Origin of the sequence: Azospirillum agricola (assembly GCF_017876095.1) — a bacterium.
GTDB classification, from domain to species: domain Bacteria; phylum Pseudomonadota; class Alphaproteobacteria; order Azospirillales; family Azospirillaceae; genus Azospirillum; species Azospirillum agricola.
On the sequence record NZ_JAGINM010000039.1, the window covers coordinates 20647 to 44449 of the forward strand.

A 23803-nucleotide genomic window follows, 5' to 3' on the forward strand; every position below is an offset into this window, starting at 1 on the left:
TGGATGAGCGGTGGCCGGCGGCTCAGACGTAGCGGTTGACGACGTTCTCCAGACGCTCCTGCCCGCCGGAGCGCGGCTGCGGATTGACGCCGGTGGCGAGCGCGCGGTCGGCCAGCGTGGCGAGGTCGCGCTCGCCGGCCAGGATCGCCCGGCCCTCCGCGCCGTCCCAGCCGGCGTAGCGCTCGGCGAGCGGGGCGGTCAGCGCCTCGTCCTCCAGCATCGCCGCGGCTTGCAGCAGGGCGCGGGCGCAGGTGTCGATGCCGCCGATGTGGCCGTGCAGCAGGTCGGCCGGGTCGAGCGACTGGCGCCGGATCTTGGCGTCGAAATTCAGGCCGCCGGTGGTGAAGCCGCCACCCTTCAGGATGTCGTGCAGCACCAGCGTGGTCTCGCCGACGTCGTTGGCGAACTGGTCGGTGTCCCAGCCCAGCAGCCCGTCGCCGCGATTCATGTCGAGCGAGCCGAAGATCCCCAGCGCCAGCGCCAGGGCGACCTCGTGCTGGAAGCTGTGGCCGGCCAGGATGGCGTGGTTCTGCTCGATGTTCACCCGCACGTCGGCCAGCAGGTCGTAGCGCGCCAGGAAGCCGTAGACGGTGGCGACGTCGAAGTCGTACTGGTGCTTGGTCGGCTCGCGCGGCTTCGGTTCGATCAGGATCGGGCCCTGGAAGCCGATCCTGTGCTTGTGCTCGACCACCATCGACAGGAAGCGGCCCATCTGGTCCAGTTCGCGGCCGAGGTCGGTGTTCAGCAGCGTCTCGTACCCCTCGCGCCCGCCCCACATCACGTAGTTGGCACCGCCCAGCGCGTGCGTCGCCTCCAGCGCCGCGCGGACCTGCCCGCAGGCGTAGAGGAAGACGTCGGGATCGGGGTTGGTCGCGGCGCCGGCCATGTAGCGCCGGTGCGAGAACAGGTTGGCGGTGCCCCACAGCAGCCGGACCCTGGCGCTCTCCATCCGGACGGCGAACAGCTCGGTGATCGCCTTCAGATTGTCGGTGCTCTCGGCCAGCGTGGCGCCCTCCGGCGCGGCGTCGAGGTCGTGGAAGCAGAAGAAGGGGATGTCGAGCAGGCGGAACATCTCGAAGGCGACGTCGGCCTTGTCGCGCGCCGCCGCCATCGGGTCGAGACCGGGGCGCATCCACGGCCGCAGGAAGGTCTCGCCGCCGAAGGGATCGCCGCCCGGCCAGCAGAAGCTGTGCCAGTAGCAGGCGGCGAGGCGCAGATGCTCCTCCATCCGCTTGCCCATCACCACGCGATCCTTGTCGTACCAGCGGTAGGACAGCGGGTCGCGGCTGTCCGGCCCGCGGTACGCCACCGGGGACAGATCGCCGAAGAAGGGAACGGTGCTCAAGACGCGAACTCCTTGGCAAGGGGGTAGAGCCGGCGCCAGCGCAGCCACGCTTGGCTGTAGGCCTCGGCGCGGGCCGGATCGGGGGTGAAGGTTTCCAGGCGGCGGGGCTTGCGGCAGACGGTGGCGGGATCCGCGCCGGTCGCCGCCATGCGGCCGAGATGGGCGGCGCCCAGCGCGGCGCCGACCTCGCCATCCTCGATGCGGTGGACGGTCAGGCCGAGCGCGTCGGCGCAGATCCGCGCCCACAGCCGCGAGCGGGAGCCGCCGCCGGCCAGATCGATGGAGGCCGGCGCCTGCCCGAGCGCCGCCAGATTGTCGCGGGCGGCGAAGGCGACGCCCTCCAGCACCGCCTGCACCAGCGCGTCGCGCCCGGTGTCGGCCGCGAGCCCGGCGAACAGGCCGCGCACGGTGGCGTCGTTGTGGGGGGTGCGCTCGCCCGACAGGTAGGGCAGGAAGGCGACCGGCGACGGGCCGTCCACCGCATCGCCCAGCGGCGCCAGCAGCTCCGCCTCCCCGGCGCCCGCCCCCGTCCCCCCTGCCCCCAGCACCGTCGCCGCCCAGGCCAGCGACGCCGCCGCCGACAGCATGACGCCCATCTGGTGCCAGACGCCGGGCAGGGCGTGGCAGAAGGCGTGGACCGCCAGCTCCGGGTTGGGCAGGAAGCGGTCGGTCGTGGTCCACACCACCCCCGACGTGCCGAGGCTGAGAAAGGCGTCGCCCGGCGCGATGGCGCCCAGCCCGACGGCGCTCGCCGCGCAGTCCCCCGCCCCGCCCGCCACCACCGGCGGCGTGCGCATGCCCCAGCGCCGGGCGAAATCGGCGGACAGCCCGGCGACCGGGGCCGAGCCTTCCGCAAGGTCGGGCATGTGGGCGCGGGTCAGGCGGGTGGCGGCCAGCAGGTCGTCGGACCAGTCGCGCCGGGCGACGTCGAGCCACAGGGTGCCGGACGCGTCGGACATCTCCTCCACCATGGCGCCGGTCAGGCGCCAGCGGACATAGGCCTTGGGCAGCAGGACCTTGGCGACGGCGGCGAAGATCTCCGGCTCCTCCTCCGCCACCCACAGCAGCTTGGGCGCGGTGAAGCCGGGCATGGCGATGTTGCCGCTGATGGCGCGCAGGGCCGGCAGCGCCGCCTCCAGCGTCGCGCACTGGCGATGGGAACGGCCGTCGTTCCACAGGATGGCCGGCCGCAGCACCCGGCCGTCCGCGCCCAGCAGCACGGCGCCGTGCATCTGCCCGGAAAAGCCGATGCCGGCGACGGCGGCGACGGCCTCCGGCAGCCGCGACGCCAGCTCGTCCACCGCGGCGACGGCCGCCACGACCCAATCCTCCGGCTCCTGCTCCGACCACAGCGGGTGCGGACGGGAGACGGTGCAGGGCCGCGACGCGACCGCCGCCACCTCTCCGTCGGCGTCGGTCAGCACCGCCTTGGCGCTCGACGTGCCGATGTCGATTCCCAGAAACATGACGGCCGACCTTCCCGATGTGGTGCCGTGCCGGCGGATGCCGGTGTTCGACTCTCCCGGCGGATGCCGGTGTCACTTGCGCCGGCTGACGCCGGTCAGGGCAGATTGTCCCGGAGGATGACCTCGACCCGGATGTGCTCCTGCGCGGCGACGATCTCCTGCCCGCTGACCAGCGCGTGCAGCACCCGCGCCATCGACCGCGCCTCGTGCCCGGGATCCTGCGCCACCAGCGCGGCGAAGGTGCCGTCCAGCAGCATCCGGCGCGTCGCCGGGGTCAGCTCGTGCCCGACGCACAGGATCTTCCGGGCGAGCCCGGCCTCGGCCAGCGCCTCCCCGATGCCGACCGATCCCTCGCCGGTGTTGTAGATGGCGACCAGATCGGGGGTGTCGGCGATCATGCGGCGGACCAGGGCGCGGTTGCGCTCCGGATCGTCGTGCCCCTCCATCGGAGGCAGCGGCGTCAGGTGCGGGTATTCCTCGGCCATCACCTGTCCGAAGCCGAACCGTCGTTCGGCATGGTCCCGCAGGCTGGCGGAGCCGGTGACGACACCGACGGAGCCGCCGGGGCCGTCCCCCCGGGGGCGCCCGAGGAACCGGCCGACCAGTGAGCCCGCCGTGCGGCCGGCGGCGATGTTGTCGATGCCGACGTAATGCCGGCGGCGCGAGGACGGCGAGTCCGACACCAGCGTCACCACCGCCACGCCGGCATCGACCAGATCGTCGATCGCCGCGCGGATCCGCGGGTGGTCGAGCGCCACCACCGCCACCCCGTCGAAGCGGCCGGGCAACCCGGCCAGTTCGGCCGCCAGAGTGTCGGCGTCGAACACGTCCGTCTCGACGATCTCGACCGCGATGCGCCGCGCGCGGAACCAGTCCGCCTGGGTGCGGATGTGGTCGGCGATGTCCAGCATGAAGCGGTTGCTCCCGCGCGGCAGCACCACGCCGAAGCGCCAGGACCGCGCCCGCGCCAGCTCGGCCGCCGCCGCCAGCGGGCGGAAGCCCAGGCGCCGCACCGCCTCCTTCACCTTGCGCGCCGTCTTCTCGCTGACTCCGGGCCGGCCGTTGACCACCCGGTCGGCCGTCGCAAGACTGACCCCCGCAGCCGCCGCCACGTCGCGAAGCGTCAAGGGTCCGTCGTCTTGCTGACTGTTCATGATACGAATATACCGCAAAGCTCTGAGGTACGCAACTCAAAGCGAGACACAATAACGGTGAAGGCGTTCGTATGCGAAAAAGCAACGAAGAGGCGGTGTTCGCCCACGTCGTTCCAAGGTGCGCACATCAGAAATGTTCGAGAATAAGGAAAAGCTCCCGTCCGTTACCGCGCGACGGTCCGGAACCGGAGTTGCATGCGGTGCTCGTACCGCCGACCGGGGTCGAGCCGGGCGGACGGGAAATGGGCGATGTTCGGCGTGCCGGGGAAACGCTGGGTCTCCAGCGCGATTCCGGCGAAGGGGCGGTAAGGCCGGCCGCCTTTTCCAACGACACGGTCGCTGAGGTAGCCGCCGGTGTAGACCTGCAAGCCCGGCTGGTCGCTGGCGAGATCCAGGCGGCGGCCCGACGCCGGATCCTCCAGCCAGGCCACCGGGCGCAGGTCCCCGGCCGGCCCGTCCAGGCACCAGTTGTGGTCGAAGCCGAACCCGCCCACCGCCGCCAGCGCATCCCCCAGCGGCGGGCCGTCGCGCAGGTCGAAGGGGGTGCCGTCCACCGGCCGCACCTCCCCGGTCGGGATGAGGTCGGCGCCGACCGGGGTGACGAAGCCGCCGCGCACCGCCAGCCGGTGGCCGCGCACATCGTCCACCGCATGGCCGGCCGCAGGACCCACCGCGGGACCGGCGAGGTTCCAATAGCTGTGGTGGACCAGATTGACCATTGTCGGCCGGTCGGTGGTCGCCGTCATCCGGATGTCCAGCACCCCGTCCCCGGTCAATTGGTAGCGGACGCTGGCCGTCAGCGCGCCAGGGTAGCCCTGGTCGCCGTCGGGCGAGCGCAGGGTGAAGGTGACCGCGTTCGCCGCCTCGTCCACCGCCGCGTCCCACAGCCGGCGGTCGAAACCGTCGCTGCCGCCATGCAGATGGTTGGGCGGCTCGTTGGCGGTCAGCCGGTGCCGGACGCCGTCCAGCGTGAAGGCCGCCCCGCCGATCCGGTTGCCGTAGCGCCCGCAGGTCGCCCCAAAGTAGGCGTCGCTGTCCAGATAGCCGGCCAGCCGGTCGAAGCCGAGCACGACGTCCGCCGGCCGGCCATCGCGATCGGGCATCAGGACGCGGACCAGCCGGGCGCCATGGGCGATCACCGTCGCCTCCAGCCCGCCGGCGGCGAGCCTGAAGCCCTCCACCGGCCGGCCGTCCAGCTCGTCGAAAGGAAAGGAGTCGATCGGCATCAGGCCTCCGCCGGTTCGCCGCCACGGCCGGTCCAGGCCGCCAGCAGACCCTTTTGCAGCAGGATGAAGACGAACAGCAAGGCGCCGATGGCGATCTTGGTCCACCAGCTGCTGAGCGTGCCGTCGAAGGTGATGTAGGTCTGGATCAGCCCCTGGATCAGCACCCCCGCGAAGGTCCCCAGCACATAGCCGTAGCCGCCGGTCAACTGGGTGCCGCCGATCACCACCGCCGTGATGGTGTCCAGCTCCACCCCCGTCGCCGCCAGCGAATAGCCGGCGCCGGTGTAGAGCGAGAAGACGATGCCGGCCAGCCCGGCCAGCAGACCCGACAGCGTGTAGACCGCCACGGTGGTCCGCGCCACCGGCACCCCCATCAGCTCCGCCGACTGGCGGTTGCCGCCCAGCGCGTAGAGGTTGGCGCCGAACCGGGTCCAGTGCGCCAGCACCACCGCCAGCGCCAGCACGCTCAGCAGGATCATCGCCGGCAGGCTCAGCTTGCCGCCGCCGTCGAACCGCCATGCGACGTCGTTCAAGTCACCGTAGAGCGGGTGGTTGATCGGCAGGGAGTCGGTGGTCAGGACGAAGGCCATGCCGCGGGCGACGAACATGCCGGCCAGCGTGACGATGAAGGGCGGCATCCGGAACACATGGATGATGGCGCCCATCGCTGCCCCGAACAGCGCGGCGGCCAGCAGCGCCGCCGCGAAGGCGGCCGGCGGATCCCAGCCGCCCTGCTCGATCAGCACCGCCAGCAGCACGGTGGTGAAGCCGATCACCGCCCCGACCGACAGATCGATGCCGCCCGACAGGATGACGAAGGTCATGCCGATCGCGGTGATGCCGAGAAAGGCGTTGTCGGTCAGCAGGTTGCCCACCACCCGCAACGAGGCGAAGTTGGGGAACTGCATGGCGCACAGCAGGAAGCCGACCACCAGCACGGCGATGGTGACGACGAGGGGAAGGAAACGGTGGATCATGGCTTCACGCTCCCGCTCTCGCGCTTGGCCGGCTGGATGGCCGGCTTGAGCGGCGCCGAAACCGGCCGGGCGCCCTTCGGCCGGGGCAGCAGCAGCGTCAGGACCGGCGACTGGAGCAGCAGCACGGCCAGCAGGACCGCCGCCTTGACGATCAGGTTGAACTCCGGCTTGAAGCCGCTCAGCAGGATGCCGGTGTTCATCGCCTGGATGATCGCCGCCCCCACCACCGACAGCAGCAGCCCGAACCGCCCGCCGAGCAGCGAGGTGCCGCCGATCACCACCGCCAGGATGGCGTCCAGCTCCAGCCACAGGCCGGCGTTGTTGACGTCGGCGCCGCGGATGTCGGCGGTGACGATGACGCCCGCCACCGCGGCGCACAGGCCGCACCAGACATAGACGGCGACCAGCACCACCGGCGTGTTGACGCCGGCCCCGGCGCTCGACAGCCGGTTGACGCCGACCGCCTCGATCATCAGCCCCAGCGCCGTCGCCCGCACCAGCAGCGCGGTGACGGCCAGCAGCGCGGCGGTGATGACGACCGGCATCGGCACGGTCAGGAACGACCCGCTGCCGATCGCCGCCAGACCGGGGCTGACGAAGGTGACGATCTGCCCCTCGGTGATCAGCTGGGCGACGCCACGCCCGGCGACCATCAGGATCAGCGTGGCGATGATCGGCTGGATGCGCAGCAGCGCCACCAGCAGCCCGTTCCACAAGCCGCACAGCAGCCCGGCGCCGAGCGACGCCGCCAGCACCGCCGGCAGGCCCCAGCCGGCCTGGGTCATGGTGGCGGCGACCGCCCCGGCGATCGCCATCACGGCGCCGACCGACAGGTCGATGCCGCGGGTGGCGATGACCATGGTCATGCCGATGGCGAGCAGCGCCACTGGGGCGCCACGGTTCAGCACGTCGATCAGGCTGCCGAACAGCCGGCCGTCCTGGAGACGGATGGAAAAAAAATCGGGGAACAGCAGCCAGTTGGCCAGCAGCACGGCGGCGAGCGCGCCGTATTGCGGCAGGCTGCGCAACAGACCGGTGCGCCGCAGGCCGGGCGGCGGGCCGGAAAGCGGCAGGGTCATGCCAGCGCCCCTTCCGAGCCGGACGAAGCCGGCTCCGACGCGATGGCGGACACGATGCGGTCCACGGTGACCTCCCCTCCCCTCAATTCGGCGATGTGGCGGCGGTCGCGCAGCACCACGACCCGGCGGCTGTAGGCGACGATCTCCTCCAGCTCGGACGAGACGACCAGCAGGGCCATGCCGTCGGCGCACAGCCGTTCGATCAGGCGGATGATCTCGGCATGGGCGCCGACGTCGATGCCGCGCGTCGGCTCGTCCAGGATCAGCAGGCGCGGCTCGGTCGCCAGCCAGCGGGCCAGCAGCGCCTTCTGCTGGTTGCCGCCCGACAGGAGCTGGATCGGCCGTTCGGCGTCGGGCGTGCGGATGTCGAGCAGGCGGATGAAGCGGTCGGCGATCTCCTCCTGGCGGCGGCGCGGGATCGGCTTCAGCCAGCCCTGCCGCGCCTGGAGCGCCAGGATGATGTTCTCGCGCACCGACAGCTCGCCGACGATGCCCTCCTTCTTGCGGTCCTCCGGACAGAAGCCGAAGCCGAGCCGGATCGCCTCGCGCGGGCCGCGCAGCCGCACGGGCCGCCCGTCCACCGTGGCCTTACCCTGGTCGGCGCGGTCCATGCCGAAGACCAGCCGGACCGTCTCCGTCCGGCCGGAGCCGAGCAGACCGGCCAGCCCGACCACCTCGCCCGGATGGATGTCGAGGTCGAACGGCTCGACGCTGCGCGCCCTGCCGAAACCACGGAACCGGACCAGCGGCGGGCGGGCGTCGGTGTCGGCGTCATCGTGGGCGGCGGGATCGGCGGCGATGCGGTGCGCCGCCGCCTCCAGCTCCCGCCCCAGCATCATGGCGACCAGATCGAGGCGGGGCAGCTCGTCCGTCCGGCGCTCGCCGACCAGCCGGCCGTTGCGCAGCACGGTGATGCGGTCGCACACCGCGTAGACCTGATCGAGGAAATGGGTGACGAAGACGATGCCGATGCCGCGCCCCTTCAGCGCGCGCAGGACGCCGAACAGCACCGCCACCTCCTGGGCGTCGAGGCTGGCGGTCGGCTCGTCCAGGATCAGCACCTTGGCCGACATGTCGACCGCACGGGCGATGGCGACGATCTGCTGGGTCGCCACCGAGAAGCGCCCGAGCGGCGCCGTCACCTCGACCGACAGGCCGAAGCCGGACAGCACCGCCCGCGCCCGCCGCCGCATCGCCCCGCGATCGACCAGCCCGAAGCGCATCGGCTGGCGGCCCAGGAACAGGTTCTCCGCCACCGACAGGTTGGGCAGCAGGTTCACCTCCTGGTAGACGGTGCCGATGTGCAGGCGCTGCGCCTCCTCCACGCCGCGCGGCGCGATCTCCCGCCCCTCCAGCGCGACGGTGCCGGCGTCGCGCCGGTAGACGCCGGTCAGCGTCTTGATCAGCGTCGACTTGCCGGCGCCGTTCTCGCCGAGCAGCGCGTGGATCTCGCCATGGCGCAGCGTGAAATCGACGCCGTCGAGCGCCTGGACGCCGAGAAAGGCCTTGGACAGGCCGCGGATCGCCAGCAGCGGCGCGGACGGTTCGGGGATGTGCGGCGTCATCGGAGCCTCGCCAGCAACACGTCGGCAAAGAGCGCCGGGGCCTGTGCCGGAGCAGCGTCCTACACAGGCCCCGGCGCCGGATCAGTAGGCGTCCTTGCGGCGCTCGTACTCGGCCTTGGCGGTGTCGGGGGTGAACAGCGCCGACTCCGTCTTGATCCATTTCGGCGGCGCCTTGCCGTCCTTCTTGAAGGCGACCAGCGCGTCATAGGCCGGACCGGCCATGTTGGGGGTCAGCTCGACCGTCGCGTTGGCCTCGCCCTCCGCCATCGCCTTGAAGATGTCGGGGACGCCGTCGATCGAGACGACCAGGATGTCCTTGCCCGGCTTCAGCCCGGCTTCCTTGATCGCCTGGATGGCGCCGACCGCCATGTCGTCGTTGTGGGCGTAGACGGCGCAGATCCTCTTGCCGCCGTCCTCGGCCTTGATGAAGCTCTCCATCACCTCCTTGCCCTTGGCGCGGGTGAAATCGCCGGACTGGGTGCGGATGATCGTCATGCCGGGGGTCTTGGCGACGACCTCGTCGAAGCCCTTCTTGCGGTTGATCGCCGGGGAGGATCCCACCGTGCCCTGCAACTCCACCACCGCGCATTTGCCGCCGGTCTGCTTGGCCAGCCATTCGCCGGCCACCCGGCCCTCGTGCACCGTGTCGGAGGTGACGGCGGTCATGTAGAGGCTCTGGTCCTTGGTGTCGATCTGGCGGTCGAGCAGGACCACCGGAATCTTCGCCTCCTTGGCCTCCTTCAGCACCGCGTCCCAGCCGGTCGCCACCACCGGTGCTATGAAGATGGCGTCGACGCCCTGGGCGACGAAGGAGCGCACCGCCTTGATCTGGTTCTCCTGCTTCTGCTGGGCGTCGGAGATTTTCAGATCGATGCCGCGCTTCTGGGCTTCGGCCTTGGCCGTCTTGGTCTCGGCGGCGCGCCAGCCGGATTCGGAGCCGATCTGCGAGAAGCCGACCACCAGCTTGCCGTCGGCGGCCTGGGCCGAACCCAGCCCGATGAGCAGGGCCGTCATGGCGGTGGCAGCGGTGGTGGTGGCGGACGTCAGCCAATTCCTGGACATTCGTTTCACTCCCTGCGTTCTGTCGTGTTCTTGGAAACGGGGCGGATGAGGCTGCGGAACGGGAAGGCCGAACCGGCGCGACAAGGCATCGCGGCGTTCCGCCGGATCTCAAATCGCCGGATTCCAAACTGTTCGTTACGCCCACTTTAGGTGTCTGAAACCATAACTGTCCAATATGTTTATCCGCCAGTCCGATACGGAAACCGGCATGGGCGGAGGCGTCACGGAAAAGCACGGCCGGACGAGGTTACGACCGCCACCCTGCCACGCCCGACAGGCGCCACAAGCCGGCGTCACTCCCGGCCCGGCACGCCGTCGACGCGGCGCCACAGCCCCAGCGGGTTGCCGTCGCGCAGGGACTCGGGCAGCAGGTCGGCGGGCAGATCCTGGTAGCAGACCGGGCGCAGGAAGCGGCGGATCGCCAGCGTGCCGACCGAGGTCGAGCGGCTGTCCGACGTCGCCGGGAACGGGCCGCCATGCACCATCGCGTCGCAGACCTCCACCCCGGTCGGCCAGCCGTTCGCCAGGATGCGGCCGGCCTTGCGCTCCAGCGTCGGGATCAGCGCGCCGACCGCCGCCGCGTCGGCCCCATCCATCTGCACGGTCGCGGTCAATTGGCCCTCCAGCCGCTCCGCCACCGCCCGCATCGTCGCCATGTCCGGGCAGCGGATCAACAGCGAGGCCGCTCCGAACACCTCCTCCTGCAAGCCCGCGTCCGCCAGGAACGCACGGGCCGTCGTGGCGAAGAGGGCCGCCCGGGCCCGGTTGGGGCCGGCACCGGCGATGCCGCGCGCCAGCGTCTCCACCGCCGCAGCACCGGTCAGCCGGGCGACTCCGGCGTCGTAGGCCGCGTGGATGCCCGGCGTCAGCATCGTCGCCGCCGCGCTGCCGCCGAGCGCCGCCACCGCCGCCGCCACGAAGCGGTCGAGGTCCGGTCCCTCCACCCCCAGCAGGATGCCGGGATTGGTGCAGAACTGCCCCGCTCCCATGGTCAGCGAGGCGACGAATTCCGCACCCAGCGCCTCGGCGCGGGCCGCCAGCGCCGCCGGCATCAGGAAGACCGGGTTGATGCTGCTCATCTCGGCGTAGACCGGAACCGGTTCCGGCCGTTTGGCCGCCACCTCCATCAGCGCCAGCCCACCCCGGCGCGAGCCGGTGAAGCCGACCGCCTTGATGCGCGGGTCGGCGACCAGCGCCGTGCCGATGGCGGTGCCGGCGCCGAACAGCAGGGAGAACACGCCCTCCGGCAGGCCGCAGGCCGCCACCGCCGCCTGGATGGCGCGGCCGACCAGCTCCGACGTGCCGGGATGGGCGGGGTGCGCCTTGACCACCACCGGGCAGCCGGCGGCGAACGCCGATGCGGTGTCGCCACCGGCGACCGAGAAGGCCAGCGGGAAGTTCGAGGCGCCGAACACCGCAACCGGCCCCAGGGCGATGTGACGCTGGCGCAGGTCGGCGCGGGGCATCGGCGCACGGTCGGGCAGCGCCGGGTCGATGCGGGCGTCGAGCCAGCTTCCCTCGCGCACCGTCCGGGCGAACAGGCGGAGCTGGCCGACGGTGCGGCCGCGCTCGCCCTCCAGCCTTGGGCGCGGCAGGCCGGTTTCGGCCATGGCGCGGGCGATCAGGTCGTCGCCGATGTCGAGGATGTTCCGGGCGACGGTCTCCAGGAAGGCCGCCCGCTGGTCCAGGCCGCTCTCGCGGAAGGCGTCGAAGGCTTGCCCGGCGAGCGCGCAGGCGCGCTCGACCTCGGCCACGCCGCCGCCACCGAAGCCGGGTTCCAGTTCCGCGCCGGTGGCCGGGTCGACGGCGTGGAAATCGCCGTCCCCGCCGCGGTGGCGCCGTGCGCCGATCAGCATCTCGCCGGTGATGGTCATGGCAACGTCCTGGATCGGGAGGGAGGCGGGCGGAGCGCCCTTCACCGTGCCCAGCGCAGGACCAGCGGGTCCAGGCGGCGGGCGGCGTCGAGCAGGCCGGCGCGGGCCGCCGGGTGCGGCGGGGGCATCGGGTGGCGCACCGCGTCCGACGCGATGACGCCGCCCTCCTTCATCAGCATCTTGGCGGTGGCGATGCCGGTCTGCCGGTTCTCGACATTGATCAGCGGCAGCCAGCGCCCGTAGGCCGCCACCGCCGCCTCGCGGTCGCCGGCCAGATAGGGGTCGATGATCTGGCGGATGCCGTCGGGGTAGCCGCCGCCGGTCATGGCGCCGGTGGCGCCGGCGTCGAGATCGGCCAGCAGGGTGATGGCCTCCTCGCCGTCCCACGGCCCCTCGATGGCGTCGCCGCCCAGCTCGATCAGCGCGCGCAGCTTGGCGGCGGCCTGCGGCACCTCGATCTTGAAGTAGGAGACGTTGGCGATCTCGCGCGCCATGCGGGCCAGCAACTGGGCGGACAGCGCGGTGCCGCTGACGGGAGCGTCCTGGATCATGATCGGGATGCCGATGGCGTCGGACACCCGCTGGAAGAACTCCACGATGCCGGGCTCGGCCACGCGGATGGTGGCGCCGTGGTAGGGCGGCATGACCATCACCATGGCGGCGCCGAGATCCTGGGCGCGCCGGCTGCGCTCGGCGCAGGCCCGGGTGCTGAAATGGGTGGTGGTGACGATGACCGGGACGCGCCCCGCGACGTGGCCGAGGATGGTCTCCATCAGCACCGTGCGCTCGTCGTCGGTCAGCACGAACTGCTCGGAGAAGTTGGCGAGGATGCACAGGCCGGTGGAGCCGGCGTCGATCATGAAATCGACGCAGCGCTTCTGCCCGGCGAGGTCCAGCTCCCCCGTCCCGGTGAAGATCGTCGGCACGACGGGGAAGACGCCGCGGTAGGGTCGGGTGGTCGCCGGCATGGCAATCACGTCCTCTCTCGGAAGGATGTCAGGAAGCGCGCCCGAACCGGCCGCAGGGCAGGCCGCGAACGCCGGGCGCGCACTCGAAGATGGCCCCGGCCAGCGGCTCGTCGGGCCGGCCATGGGCGGCGGTGGTGATGAACAGCCGGTCGAGACCGGGGCCGGCGAAGACGCAGGAGGTGACGCGGGACACCGGCAGCGCGATGGCGCGGTCGAACGCCCCGTCGGGCCGGAAGCGGCTGACCCGCCCGCCGTCCCAATGGGCGATCCACAGCCCGCCCTCGGCGTCGGCGGTCATGCCGTCGGGATAGCCGTCCGCCTCGGCGAAGCGGATGTGGACGCGCTTGCCGGTCAGCCCGCCGTCGGGGCCGACGTCGAAGGCGTAGACCGTCCGCGCCGCGCTGTCGGTGTGGTACAGGATGCGCCCGTCGGGCGACAGCGCCGGACCGTTGGCGACAGTGTAGCCCTCGTCCACGCGGACGATCGCGCCGTCCGGGTCGAGCCGGTGCAGAGCGCCGGTGGGCGCAGCCTCCGCGTCGTCCATGCTGCCGATCCACAGGCGGCCCCGCGCGTCGGCCTTGGCATCGTTCAGCCGGTTGCCCGGCCGGTCGGGGTCGAGCCGCGCCAGTTCGCCGACGATCGCCGGCCGGTCGCCGTCCAGGCGCAGGCGAACCACCCGGCGCGACCGCAGGCCGGCGATGAAGCCGTCGCCGTCGGCGCTCTCGACCAGCCAGCAGGCGGCGTCCTCCATCGCCCACTCCCGGCGCGCGCCGTCGGCCAGCGACAGGCGGAGGATGCCGGAGCCCCGGATGTCGACGGCGTAGACCGCGCCCTGTCCCGGCGACCACAGCGGGCCTTCGCCCAGCAGCGCCCCGGCGGGCCACACGCAACGCGCCTCCTGCGTCATCCCGCCTCCCCTGCCCCCGAGCCTGTGCGGATCCCGTCCGACCGAACGGTGGGGACCCATTTTTAAAATTTGTTGACGCCCCGAACGATAAGGGGCCTTTTGATAATCGTCCAATACGAAGATCGGCGTTGGCGATATCAAATATCGTATGGCCTCGCTCCCGCCCGACCGCCGCGCCCGACCGGAGGCTGACACCGTGACCCCCCAACGCTTTTCCGCCAACTGGTTCCAGCGGGTGCGGCTGAAGCTGCGCCACCTCCAGCTCTTCGCGGCGCTGGACGAACACCGCAACCTGCACCGCGCCGCCGCCAGCCTGAACATGTCGCAGCCCGCCGCCTCCAAGCTGCTGGGCGATTTGGAGGAGACGCTGGGCATCACGCTGTTCGACCGCCATGGCCGGGGGGTCGAGCCGAACTGGTACGGCAGTTTGATGATCCGCCACGCCCGGATGATCCTCAGCGAGCTTCAGGAGACGGGGGAGGAGCTGAACGCCCTGCTGGCCGGGCACAGCGGCCGGGTGTCGATCGGCACGGTGATGGCCCCGGCGGTGGAACTGGTGGTGCCGGTGATCAGCGCGCTCACCCGCGACCATCCTGGCCTGAAGATCGCCGTCGCGGTCGAAACCAGCGACGTGCTGGCCGAGCGGGTCCACCAGGGCGTGATGGATTTCGCCATCGGCCGCCTGCCGGGACGGTTCGATCCCTCCGCCTTCGATTACCAGGAGATCAACAGCGAGGAGCTGTGCTTCGTCGGACGCGACACCCACCCGCTGCTGCGGCTGAACCGCCCGCTGACCACGGCGGATCTGGCGGACACGACCTGGATCCTCCAGCCGGTGGGCTCGCTGCTACGCGACCGCGTCGAGGCGCTGTTCCGCGCCGAGGGGGTGCCGCCGCCGCAGCGGGTGATCGAGAGCGCCTCCCCCGTCATCTCGATGGCGATGGTGGCGGAAACCGATTCGATCACCGTCTTCGCCCGCGCGCTGGCGCGGCTGTTCTCGCCCAGCGGAAGCTGCACGATCCTGCCCTTCCACAAGCGGTTCAGCGTCGAACCCTACGGGATCTTCTGGCTCAGGGAGCGCCCGCTGTCGCCCGGCGCCCGCACCGTGCTGGGCGCGGTGCGGGAGACGGCGGCAACCCTGCGCCGCGCCGCATCGTCCGCCGCGCCGCCGGACTCCGCTTTCACCGATATCAAAACCCATATCGAAACATCGAACAATCGTATTTGACAGTTATGATGAAACGGAGGATTGCTGGATACGCAAACCATCGCGGCGCGAGCCATCCGTGCTTGGTGCGGCAACGCCGGCGAACGGCGTGTCACGGAACGGGGAGGAAAGCGGTCCATGTCTTCTTTCAAGTCCACACTCACCGGATTGGCCGTCGGCCTGCTGGCCGTCGCCGGCACCGCCGCCCCGGCCCTGGCGCAGACCAAGCCCACCATCGGCATCTCCATGCCGACCAAGTCGTCGGCCCGCTGGATCGACGACGGCAACAACATGGTCAAGTATTTCCAGGAGAAGGGCTACAAGACCGACCTGCAATACGCCGAGGACGACATCCCCAACCAGCTCGCCCAGATCGAGAACATGGTCACCAAGAACGACAAGGTTCTGGTGATCGCCGCCATCGACGGGACGACGCTGACCGACGTTCTGCGCAAGGCGGCGGAACGCGGCGTGAAGGTCATCGCCTACGACCGCCTGATCCGCGGATCGTCCGACGTCGATTACTACGCCACCTTCGACAACTTCCAGGTCGGCGTCCTCCAGGCCTCCTACATCGAGACGGCGCTGGGGCTGAAGGACGGCAAGGGGCCGTTCAACATCGAGCTGTTCGGCGGCTCGCCCGACGACAACAACGCCTATTTCTTCTACGACGGCGCCATGTCGGTGCTCCAGCCCCACATCGACAGCGGCAAGCTGAAGGTCGGCAGCGGCCAGGTCGGCATGAGCAAGGTGTCCACACTGCGCTGGGACGGCGCCGTCGCCCAGGCCCGCATGGACAATCTGCTGAGCGCCTACTATTCCGGCAAGCGGGTCGACGCGGTGCTGTCGCCCTATGACGGCCTGAGCATCGGCATCATCTCGTCGTTGAAGGGGGTCGGCTACGGCTCGGCCTCGCTGCCGATGCCGGTGGTGACCGGGCAGGACGCGGAGGTCCCGTCGGTCAAGTCGATCCTGGCCGGGGAGCAGCGCTCCACCGTGTTCAAGGACACCCGCGAGCTGGCGAAGGTCGCGGTCGGCATGGTCGACGACATGCTGAGCGGCCGCGCCCCGCAGGTCAACGACACCAGGACCTACGACAACGGCAAGAAGGTGGTCCCGTCCTACCTGCTGAAGCCGGTCAGCGTGGACGCGTCGAACTGGAAGGAAACCCTGATCGCCAGCGGCTACTACAAGGAATCCCAGATCAAGTGACCGCAGGGCCGTGGCGGCAACGGCGGGAGGCGGTGCCGCCGCCGTGCCCGCCACGGCACCGGAAAGGTCGGGGGAGAGGCGGGGCGGTCGGGGACATCGGCATGAACACCATCCTTGAGATGCGCGGCATCACCAAGACGTTCCCCGGGGTCAAGGCCCTGGACAACGTCAACCTCTCGGTCCGCGAGGGGGAGATCCACGCGCTGATCGGCGAGAACGGCGCCGGCAAATCCACGCTGATGAAGGTGCTGAGCGGCGTCCATCCGCACGGCTCCTACGAGGGCGACATCCGCTTCCGGGGCGCGCCGGTCGCCGTCCGCGGCATCGCCGACAGCGAAAGGCTGGGCATCATCATCATCCACCAGGAACTGGCGCTGGTGCCGCTGCTGTCGATCACCGAGAACCTGTTCCTCGGCAACGAACGGGCGCGCGGCGGGGTCATCGACTGGACGGCGGCGACGCTGCGGGCGCGCGACCTGCTGCGCACGGTCGGGCTGACCGATTCGCCGGAGACCCTGATCACCGACCTCGGCGTCGGCAAACAGCAGCTGGTGGAGATCGCCAAGGCGCTGTCGAAGGAGGTCAAGCTGCTGATCCTCGACGAACCGACGGCCAGCCTGAACGAAAGCGACAGCGACGCGCTGCTGGCGCTGCTGCTGCGCTTCAAGGCCCAGGGAATCGCGTCGATCCTGATCTCCCACAAGCTGAACGAGATCGCCAGGGTTGCCGACCGCGTCACCATCCTGCGCGACGGCACGACCGTGGAGACGCTGGACTGCCACGACGCCCCCATCAGCCAGGACCGCATCATCAAGGGCATGGTCGGCCGCGACCTCGCCGACCGCTACCCCCGGCGGACCGGCACCCCCGGCGACATCCTGTTCGAGGTCGAGGGCTGGAGCGCCGACCACCCGGTTCACCCCGGCCGCCGCGTCGTCAAGGACATCGACCTGCACGTCCGCCGGGGCGAGGTCGTCGGCATCGCCGGGCTGATGGGCGCCGGCCGCACCGAATTCGCCATGAGCCTGTTCGGCCGCTCCTACGGCCGCAACATCCGCGGCACGGCCCGCCTGAACGGGCGCGTGATCGACGTCTCCACCATCCGCCGCGCGATGGACAGCGGGCTGGCCTACGCCACCGAGGACCGCAAGCATTACGGCCTCGTGCTCGACACCGACATCCGCCACAACGTGACGCTGGCCAACCTCGACGGCGTCGCCAGCGGCGGGGTGATCCACCACGAGCGCGAGATCGAGGTCGCCAACGACTTCCGCCGCCGCCTGCGCATCCGCTGCTCCAGCGTGTTCCAGGAGACCGTCAACCTGTCCGGCGGCAACCAGCAGAAGGTCGTGCTGAGCAAATGGCTGTTCGCCGACCCGCAGCTGCTGATCCTGGACGAACCGACGCGCGGCATCGACGTCGGCGCCAAGTATGAAATCTACACCATCGTCAACCAGCTGGTGGCGGAGGGCCGCGGCGTCATCCTGATCTCGTCGGAGCTGCCGGAGCTGCTGGGCGTCGCCGACCGCATCTACGTGATGAACGAGGGCGCGCTGGTGGCCGAGATGCCGGCGGCCGAGGCGAGCCAGGAAAGAATCATGCACGCCATCATGTCGGTCGGCATGGCGGACAGCACGGCGGGAACCAGGCCCGTCGACGGCACAGGCCCCCGGGAGTATCCGCAATGAGCGCCGAAATCAACCTGCCGGCCCAGCCGCGCGACGCCTCCCCGGCGAAATTCCTCAAGAGCCACATGCGCGATTACGGCATGCTGATCTCGCTGCTGGCGATCGTGGCGTTCTTCCAGTACATGACCGGCGGCACGCTGTTGCAGCCGCTGAACCTGACCAATCTGGTGCTCCAGAACAGCTACATCGTCATCATGGCGCTGGGCATGCTGCTGGTGATCGTCGCCGGGCACATCGACCTCTCGGTCGGCTCCATCGTCGGCTTCATCGGCGCGCTCGCCGCCATCCTGATGGTGCAGTTCAACCTGCATTTCCTCCCCACCACCCTGATCTGCCTGGCGGCCGGCGGCCTCATCGGCGCGGCGCAGGGCTACTGGGTCGCCTATTTCCGCATCCCGTCCTTCATCGTGACGCTGGCCGGGATGCTGGTCTTCCGGGGCTTGAGCCTCGCCCTGCTCGCCGGGCAGTCGGTCGGCCCCTTCCCGGTGGAGTTCCAGCTTCTCAGCTCCGGCTTCATCCCGGACGTCTTCGCGACGGGCGGCTTCCACCTGACGACGCTGCTGCTGTGCGTGGCGACCCCGGCGATCCTGGTCGGCCTGAGCGTCGCCGCCCGCCTGCGCCGCCACCGCTTCGCCATCGAGCAGGAGCCGCTGCCGCTGTTCGTCGCCAAGAGCGCCGGGCTGTTCGCGGCGATGGCCGGCATCGGCTGGCTGCTGGCCTCCTACAAGGGGCTGCCGAACGTCCTGATCATCATGGCGCTGCTGATCGGCCTCTACGCCTTCGTCACCCGCGACACCACCATCGGCCGCCGCGTCTACGCGCTGGGCGGCAACGAGAAGGCGGCCAGGCTGTCCGGCATCGACACCCGCCGCCTGTCCTTCTACACCTTCGTCAACATGGGCGTCCTCGCCGCGCTGGCCGGGCTGATCTTCGCGGCCCGCCTGAACACCGCCACGCCCAAGGCCGGCGTGTCGTTCGAGCTGGACGTGATCGCCGCCTGCTTCATCGGCGGGGCGTCCGCCTCGGGTGGCGTCGGGCGGGTGACGGGTGCCGTGATCGGCGCCTTCATCATGGGCGTGATGAACAACGGCATGTCGATCCTCGGCATCGGCATCGACTGGCAGCAGGTGATCAAGGGTCTGGTGCTGCTCGCCGCCGTCTGCTTCGACGTCTACAACAAGGGCAAGGCCTGACGGCGGCCCCGGGACCTGGGTTCCCCTGCCGCCGTCCGACCTGCCCCAACCGGACACATCGCCATGACGCTCCCCACCCTCGGCCTCGTCGGTCTGGGAAAGATCGCCCGCGACCAGCACATCCCGGCCATCGCCGCCACCGGCCTGTTCCATCTCGCCGCCGTGGTCAGCCCGGACGGCGCCGCCACGGACGGCGCGCCGACCTTCCGCTCCCAGGCGGAGATGCTGGCGGCGCTGCCCGGCCTCGACGCCGTGGCGCTCTGCACGCCGCCCGCCGTCCGCCACGGCCTGGCGGTCGAGGCGCTCCGCGCCGGCAAGCACGCGCTGATCGAGAAGCCGCCCGCCGCCACCCTGTCGGAGCTTCACGATCTGACGGCCGAGGCCGGGACCGCCCGGCGCACCCTGTTCACCGCCTGGCATTCTCGGTTCAACCCGGCGGTGGAGGAGACCAGACGCCGGCTGGCCGACGCCACCATCCACAGCGTCGCCATCATCTGGAAGGAGGATGTGCGGCGCTGGCATCCCGGCCAGGACTGGATCTTCGCGACCGGCGGCTTCGGCGTCTTCGATCCCGGCATCAACGCGCTGTCGATCCTGACCAGCATCCTGCCGGCCCCGGTCTTCGTCCGCTCGGCGGACCTGCACGTCCCGGCCAACCGCGACACCCCCATCGCCGCCACGCTGGCGCTGGGGGCGGCCCCCGGCTCCCGCGTCGGTCCTGTCACCGCCGACTTCGACTTCCTCCAGCGGGGCGAGCAGAGCTGGTCCATCGTCATCGAGACGACGGACGGGCGCCTCGACCTGACCCATGGCGGGACCCGCCTGACGGTGGAGGGCGTGCCGGTCCTGGCCGAGCCCGACACCGAGTATCAGCGCATCTACCGCCATTTCCGCCGGTTGATCGATGACGGGGCAAGCGACGTCGACACCCGCCCGCTGTCCCTGGTCGCCGACGCCTGCCTGGTCGGGCGCTGGCACCGCACCGCTTCCTTCGACTGGTAGACGGCCCCGCAGAGGGTCCGGCAACAGGGAGTTTCCCGGCGGACAGGCGCGTGGCCCGATGCCGACGAACGAGCTTCCCCCACCCCCGGCGCCGGGCCATCCGGTCCGCGCCCCAACCCGAAACCGGTGCCGACATGTCCGAGACGAAGCCCCCCTTCCCCCCCAACCCCTCCGATTCCGGACGCCGGCTGCGCTCGCGCGCGTGGTTCGACAACCCCGACAACCCCGACATGACCGCGCTCTATCTGGAGCGCTACCTGAATTTCGGGCTGACGCGGGAGGAGCTGCAATCGGGCGCGCCGATCATCGGCATCGCCCAGACCGGCTCCGACCTCAGCCCGTGCAACCGGCACCATCTGGTCCTGGCCGAACGCCTGCGCGAGGGCATCCGCACCGCCGGCGGCATCGCCATCGAGTTTCCCGTCCACCCGATCCAGGAGACCGGCAAGCGGCCGACCGCCTCGATCGACCGCAACCTCGCCTATCTCGGCCTCGTCGAGGTGCTGCACGGCTATCCGCTGGACGGCGTCGTGCTGACCATCGGCTGCGACAAGACCACGCCGGCCTGCCTGATGGCGGCGGCCACCGTCAACATCCCGGCGATCGCCCTGTCGGTCGGCCCGATGCTGAACGGCTGGTTCCGCGGCGAGCGCACCGGCTCGGGCACCATCGTGTGGAAGGCCCGCCAGATGATGGCGGCCGGCGAGATCGACTACCAGGGCTTCATTGAGCTGGTGGCCTCGTCCGCCCCCTCGACCGGCTACTGCAACACGATGGGCACCGCCTCCACCATGAATTCGCTGGCGGAGGTGCTGGGCATGCAGCTTCCGGGTTCCGCTGCCATCCCCGCCCCCTACCGCGAGCGCCAGCAGGCCGCCTACGAGACCGGCAAGCGCATCGTCGAGATGGTGCGCCAGGACATCAAGCCATCGGACATCCTGACCCGCGACGCCTTCCTCAACGCCATCGTCGTGAACTCGGCCATCGGCGGATCGACCAACGCGCCGATCCACATCAACGCCATCGCCAAGCATGTCGGCGTGCCGCTGACGGTGGAGGACTGGCAGACCCATGGGCTGGGCGTGCCGCTGCTGGTCAACCTCCAGCCGGCGGGCGAGTATCTCGGCGAGGACTTCCACCGCGCCGGCGGCGTCCCCGCCGTGGTGGCGCAGCTGATCGGCCAGGGCCTGATCCGCGAGGACGCCCCCAACGTCAACGGCCGGACCATCGGCGAGAACTGCCGTGATCAGCCGATCATGGACAGCCGGGTGATCCTCCCGATCGACCAGCCGCTGAGGATCAACGCCGGCTTCGTCGTGCTGCGCGGCAACCTGTTCGACGCCGCCATCATGAAGACCAGCGTGATTTCCGAGGAGTTCCGCGAACGCTACCTGTCCAATCCCCAGGATCCCGAGGCGTTCGAGGGGAAGGTCGTCGTCTTCGACGGGCCGGAGGACTACCACCACCGCATCGACGACCCGTCGCTCGGCATCGACGCCTACACGATCCTGGTCATCCGCGGCACCGGACCGATCGGCTATCCGGGAGCGGCGGAGGTGGTGAACATGCGTCCGCCCGCCGACCTGATCAGGCAGGGCGTCCATTCCCTGCCCTGCATCGGCGACGGCCGCCAATCCGGCACCTCGGGTTCGCCGTCCATTCTCAACGCATCGCCGGAAGCGGCGGCGGGCGGCGGGCTGGCCCTGCTGTGCAGCGGCGACCGGGTGCGGATCGACCTGCGCCGCGGCTCCGCCGACATCCTGATCCCCGAAGCGGAACTGGCCGACCGCCGTGCCGCCCTGGACGCCGCGGGCGGCTACCCGGTGCCGCCGTCGCAGACGCCCTGGCAGGAAATCCAGCGCGGCTTGGTCGGCCAACTGGACGAGGGCATGGTTCTGAAGCCGGCGGTCAAGTACCAGCGCATCGCCCAGACCATGGGAATCCCGCGCGACAATCATTGACGAGGAGCCAGGGGGCGCTGATGGGTCATTGCGTCCGCAACGGGCCGTTGGCGGTCGAGCCCCCGACGGCCTCCGTCGGGCCCTCACCGATGACCAGACGATCCGTGAAGGTTGGTCTCTGAAACGCGCGTCGCGTGTCACATTTCCGGGGCCATCCTTGTCATGTCTTTTGTAACGGCAGCTCGCAAAGGAGATGACGATGGCCGGGAAGACGACAGCGACGATCGACTCTCAAGCCGAGAGCCTGACGCTCATCAACGTGTATGAGGTCGAGCCTGAAAAGCAGGCCGAGCTTGCGAAGGCGCTTTCCGACGCGACCGAAAGCACGATCCGGCATCAGCCTGGCTTCATCTCGGTCAGCATTCACAGCAGCTTCGACGGCCGGAAAGTCGTCAACTACGCGCAATGGGTGTCGAAGGAGCATTTCGAGGGGTTTATGAAGAAGCCCGGAACGCAGGACCAGCTCAAGCAGTTCGCCGGGCTTGCAAAATCGGTCGCGCCCAGCCTTTACAGGGTGAGCTCGGTTGTCGCGAAGTAACGGCAGGACGGTGCTGAAATGAACGGCATGCGGCCAGAACCCTCATTCGCCGATTTACGGCCGCGCCTTGTCCGGCTGGCATATCGGATGTTGGGATCGGTGGCGGACGCCGAGGATATCGTTCAAGATGCCTGGGCGCGGTGGCTGGCGATGGATCGTGATGCGGTGCGCGAACCGGCTGCCCTGCTGCGCACCATCGTCACGCGCCTTTGCCTCAACGAATTGAAATCCGCCCGGCACAGGCGCGAGACCTATATCGGACCATGGCTCCCCGAACCCATCTTCGAGGACGGGGAGCCGGACACCGACGACGACATCACGCTTCCGCTGATGATCGCGCTGGAACGGTTGTCGCCACTGGAGCGCGCCGCCTTCCTGCTCCATGATATTTTCGGCATGGGCTTTGATGACGTAGCCAGTGCCATTGGCCGTGAACCCGCGGCATGCCGCAAGCTCGCCAGCCGGGCGCGGGAGCATATCCAGGCCGCCCGACCGCGTTTCGCGGTGACGAAGGAGCATGGACTGGAAATCGCCGCCGCTTTCTTCACCGCATCGCGCAATGGCGACATGGGCGCGTTGCGGTCGCTTTTGGCTGAGGATGTTACGGCCTTCGCGGATGGCGGCGGCAAGGTTCCAGCTTCGCCGCGTCCACTGATCGGCATCGCCGAGGTCATGGCTCGGCATGTCCAGCTTGTGCAGGAGTTCAACCAATCGCCGTCGCTTCTCATCCGCTATGCGGTCATCGACGGACTTCCCGGCTTAATCTCCATCGAAGGCGGCGGAATCGTCCAGACCACCGCGTTGCAGATCGCGGAAGACAAGATCGTCGCCATCTACATCACCAGAAACCCGGACAAGCTTCAGCACGTGGACGGCGCTTCGATGCAATAGGCCGCGAGGCGAGCCCCCGCCAAATGACGGGGGAGGGATAACAGTGTGACAGCGAGCATGAATCGAACACACGGTATTTCCGACGTGACACAAGGAAGCGGCGTGATCGAAGCCACAGCACGGGCTAAATGGATGGTCGCTTCTGGCTGGAGACAAGGAAAAGCCCCTGAAAGCGAAGCTTTCAGGGGCTTTGATTTGGTTGCGGGGGCGCGAAGCCACCGAGAGTTGACTCTGCCAGCCATCTCGGTCTGAAGCGACGTCTCCTTGCTGCAAATGCCAAAAGAGGCTCGCCCGGCGACGGGCAATGACGCCAAGGCAGCGAAGGAAAAGGCAGCGATAGTGTCAAGACGACGGGACGACATAGCGAACTCTTTTGATTGCGACTTTCCTACTGATCGTGCCCCGAGACGTGGTGTCTGATGAGGGTTCGTGTACCTCGGCGCGCTGAGGCTGCCGGTTTACTCCGCTGAGATGACGAGCGGGTCGTC

General features: G+C 69.9%; 19 protein-coding genes. 8 read left to right on the plus strand and 11 right to left on the minus strand.

Features of this window, described 5'->3' with window-relative positions; genetic code table 11:
* Positions 1 to 22 precede the first annotated feature (22 nt).
* From xylA to J2847_RS32265, 11 genes are all read right to left on the minus strand, one after another.
* On the minus strand, positions 23 to 1345 hold the full coding sequence (gene xylA / locus J2847_RS32215; protein ID WP_209782820.1) for a xylose isomerase: 1323 nt from the start codon (positions 1343 to 1345) through the stop codon (positions 23 to 25).
* On the minus strand, positions 1342 to 2811 hold the full coding sequence (xylB, locus tag J2847_RS32220; protein ID WP_209782821.1) for a xylulokinase: 1470 nt from the start codon (positions 2809 to 2811) through the stop codon (positions 1342 to 1344). The genes xylA and xylB overlap by 4 nt, the downstream gene beginning before the upstream one ends.
* 95 nt (positions 2812 to 2906) lie before the next feature.
* Positions 2907 to 3938, minus strand: coding sequence for a LacI family DNA-binding transcriptional regulator (locus J2847_RS32225; protein ID WP_233474935.1), 1032 nt, complete (start codon positions 3936 to 3938; stop codon positions 2907 to 2909).
* A gap of 191 nt (positions 3939 to 4129) precedes the next feature.
* Complete coding sequence (locus tag J2847_RS32230) at positions 4130 to 5191, minus strand: aldose epimerase family protein (protein WP_209782823.1); 1062 nt, start codon at positions 5189 to 5191, stop codon at positions 4130 to 4132.
* Complete coding sequence (yjfF, locus tag J2847_RS32235) at positions 5191 to 6168, minus strand: galactofuranose ABC transporter, permease protein YjfF (RefSeq protein WP_209782824.1); 978 nt, start codon at positions 6166 to 6168, stop codon at positions 5191 to 5193. The genes J2847_RS32230 and yjfF overlap by 1 nt, the downstream gene beginning before the upstream one ends.
* On the minus strand, positions 6165 to 7247 hold the full coding sequence (locus tag J2847_RS32240; protein WP_209782825.1) for an ABC transporter permease: 1083 nt from the start codon (positions 7245 to 7247) through the stop codon (positions 6165 to 6167). The genes yjfF and J2847_RS32240 overlap by 4 nt, the downstream gene beginning before the upstream one ends.
* A complete protein-coding gene (gene ytfR, locus J2847_RS32245; protein WP_209782826.1) occupies positions 7244 to 8812 on the minus strand; it encodes a galactofuranose ABC transporter, ATP-binding protein YtfR in 1569 nt (522 codons plus the stop codon). Before ytfR ends, J2847_RS32240 begins: the two co-directional genes overlap by 4 nt.
* Before the next feature lie 81 nt (positions 8813 to 8893).
* Entirely contained in the window at positions 8894 to 9874 is a 981-nt protein-coding gene (gene ytfQ / locus J2847_RS32250) for a galactofuranose ABC transporter, galactofuranose-binding protein YtfQ (protein WP_209782827.1), read from the minus strand.
* 293 nt (positions 9875 to 10167) lie between these two features.
* Positions 10168 to 11748, minus strand: coding sequence for an aldehyde dehydrogenase (NADP(+)) (locus J2847_RS32255; protein WP_209782828.1), 1581 nt, complete (start codon positions 11746 to 11748; stop codon positions 10168 to 10170).
* 41 nt (positions 11749 to 11789) lie between these two features.
* A complete protein-coding gene (locus J2847_RS32260; protein ID WP_209782829.1) occupies positions 11790 to 12716 on the minus strand; it encodes a dihydrodipicolinate synthase family protein in 927 nt (308 codons plus the stop codon).
* 28 nt (positions 12717 to 12744) lie between these two features.
* The gene (locus J2847_RS32265; RefSeq protein WP_209782830.1) at positions 12745 to 13623 is read right to left on the minus strand and encodes an SMP-30/gluconolactonase/LRE family protein; all 879 of its coding nucleotides are present in this window, start codon (positions 13621 to 13623) and stop codon (positions 12745 to 12747) included.
* A gap of 196 nt (positions 13624 to 13819) precedes the next feature.
* Between J2847_RS32265 and J2847_RS32270 the strand changes: the two genes are divergently transcribed.
* The 8 genes from J2847_RS32270 (at position 13820) to J2847_RS32305 (ending at position 23315) form a co-directional block, all read left to right on the plus strand.
* On the plus strand, positions 13820 to 14851 hold the full coding sequence (locus J2847_RS32270; protein ID WP_209782831.1) for a LysR family transcriptional regulator: 1032 nt from the start codon (positions 13820 to 13822) through the stop codon (positions 14849 to 14851).
* A gap of 117 nt (positions 14852 to 14968) precedes the next feature.
* On the plus strand, positions 14969 to 16042 hold the full coding sequence (gene chvE / locus J2847_RS32275) for a multiple monosaccharide ABC transporter substrate-binding protein (RefSeq protein WP_233474936.1): 1074 nt from the start codon (positions 14969 to 14971) through the stop codon (positions 16040 to 16042).
* 101 nt (positions 16043 to 16143) lie between these two features.
* Complete coding sequence (gene mmsA, locus J2847_RS32280; RefSeq protein ID WP_233474937.1) at positions 16144 to 17730, plus strand: multiple monosaccharide ABC transporter ATP-binding protein; 1587 nt, start codon at positions 16144 to 16146, stop codon at positions 17728 to 17730.
* Complete coding sequence (mmsB, locus tag J2847_RS32285) at positions 17727 to 18923, plus strand: multiple monosaccharide ABC transporter permease (RefSeq protein ID WP_209782832.1); 1197 nt, start codon at positions 17727 to 17729, stop codon at positions 18921 to 18923. The genes mmsA and mmsB overlap by 4 nt, the downstream gene beginning before the upstream one ends.
* Positions 18924 to 18986: 63 nt before the next feature.
* Positions 18987 to 19925, plus strand: coding sequence for a Gfo/Idh/MocA family protein (locus tag J2847_RS32290; RefSeq protein WP_209782833.1), 939 nt, complete (start codon positions 18987 to 18989; stop codon positions 19923 to 19925).
* A 134-nt stretch (positions 19926 to 20059) separates the two neighbouring features.
* Complete coding sequence (locus tag J2847_RS32295) at positions 20060 to 21886, plus strand: IlvD/Edd family dehydratase (RefSeq protein WP_209782834.1); 1827 nt, start codon at positions 20060 to 20062, stop codon at positions 21884 to 21886.
* A 199-nt stretch (positions 21887 to 22085) separates the two neighbouring features.
* Positions 22086 to 22424 (plus strand): antibiotic biosynthesis monooxygenase family protein, encoded by a 339-nt coding sequence (locus tag J2847_RS32300; protein WP_209782835.1) that lies wholly within the window; start codon positions 22086 to 22088, stop codon positions 22422 to 22424.
* Between the two features lie 18 nt (positions 22425 to 22442).
* Positions 22443 to 23315, plus strand: coding sequence for a sigma-70 family RNA polymerase sigma factor (locus J2847_RS32305; RefSeq protein ID WP_209782836.1), 873 nt, complete (start codon positions 22443 to 22445; stop codon positions 23313 to 23315).
* Positions 23316 to 23803 lie beyond the last annotated feature (488 nt).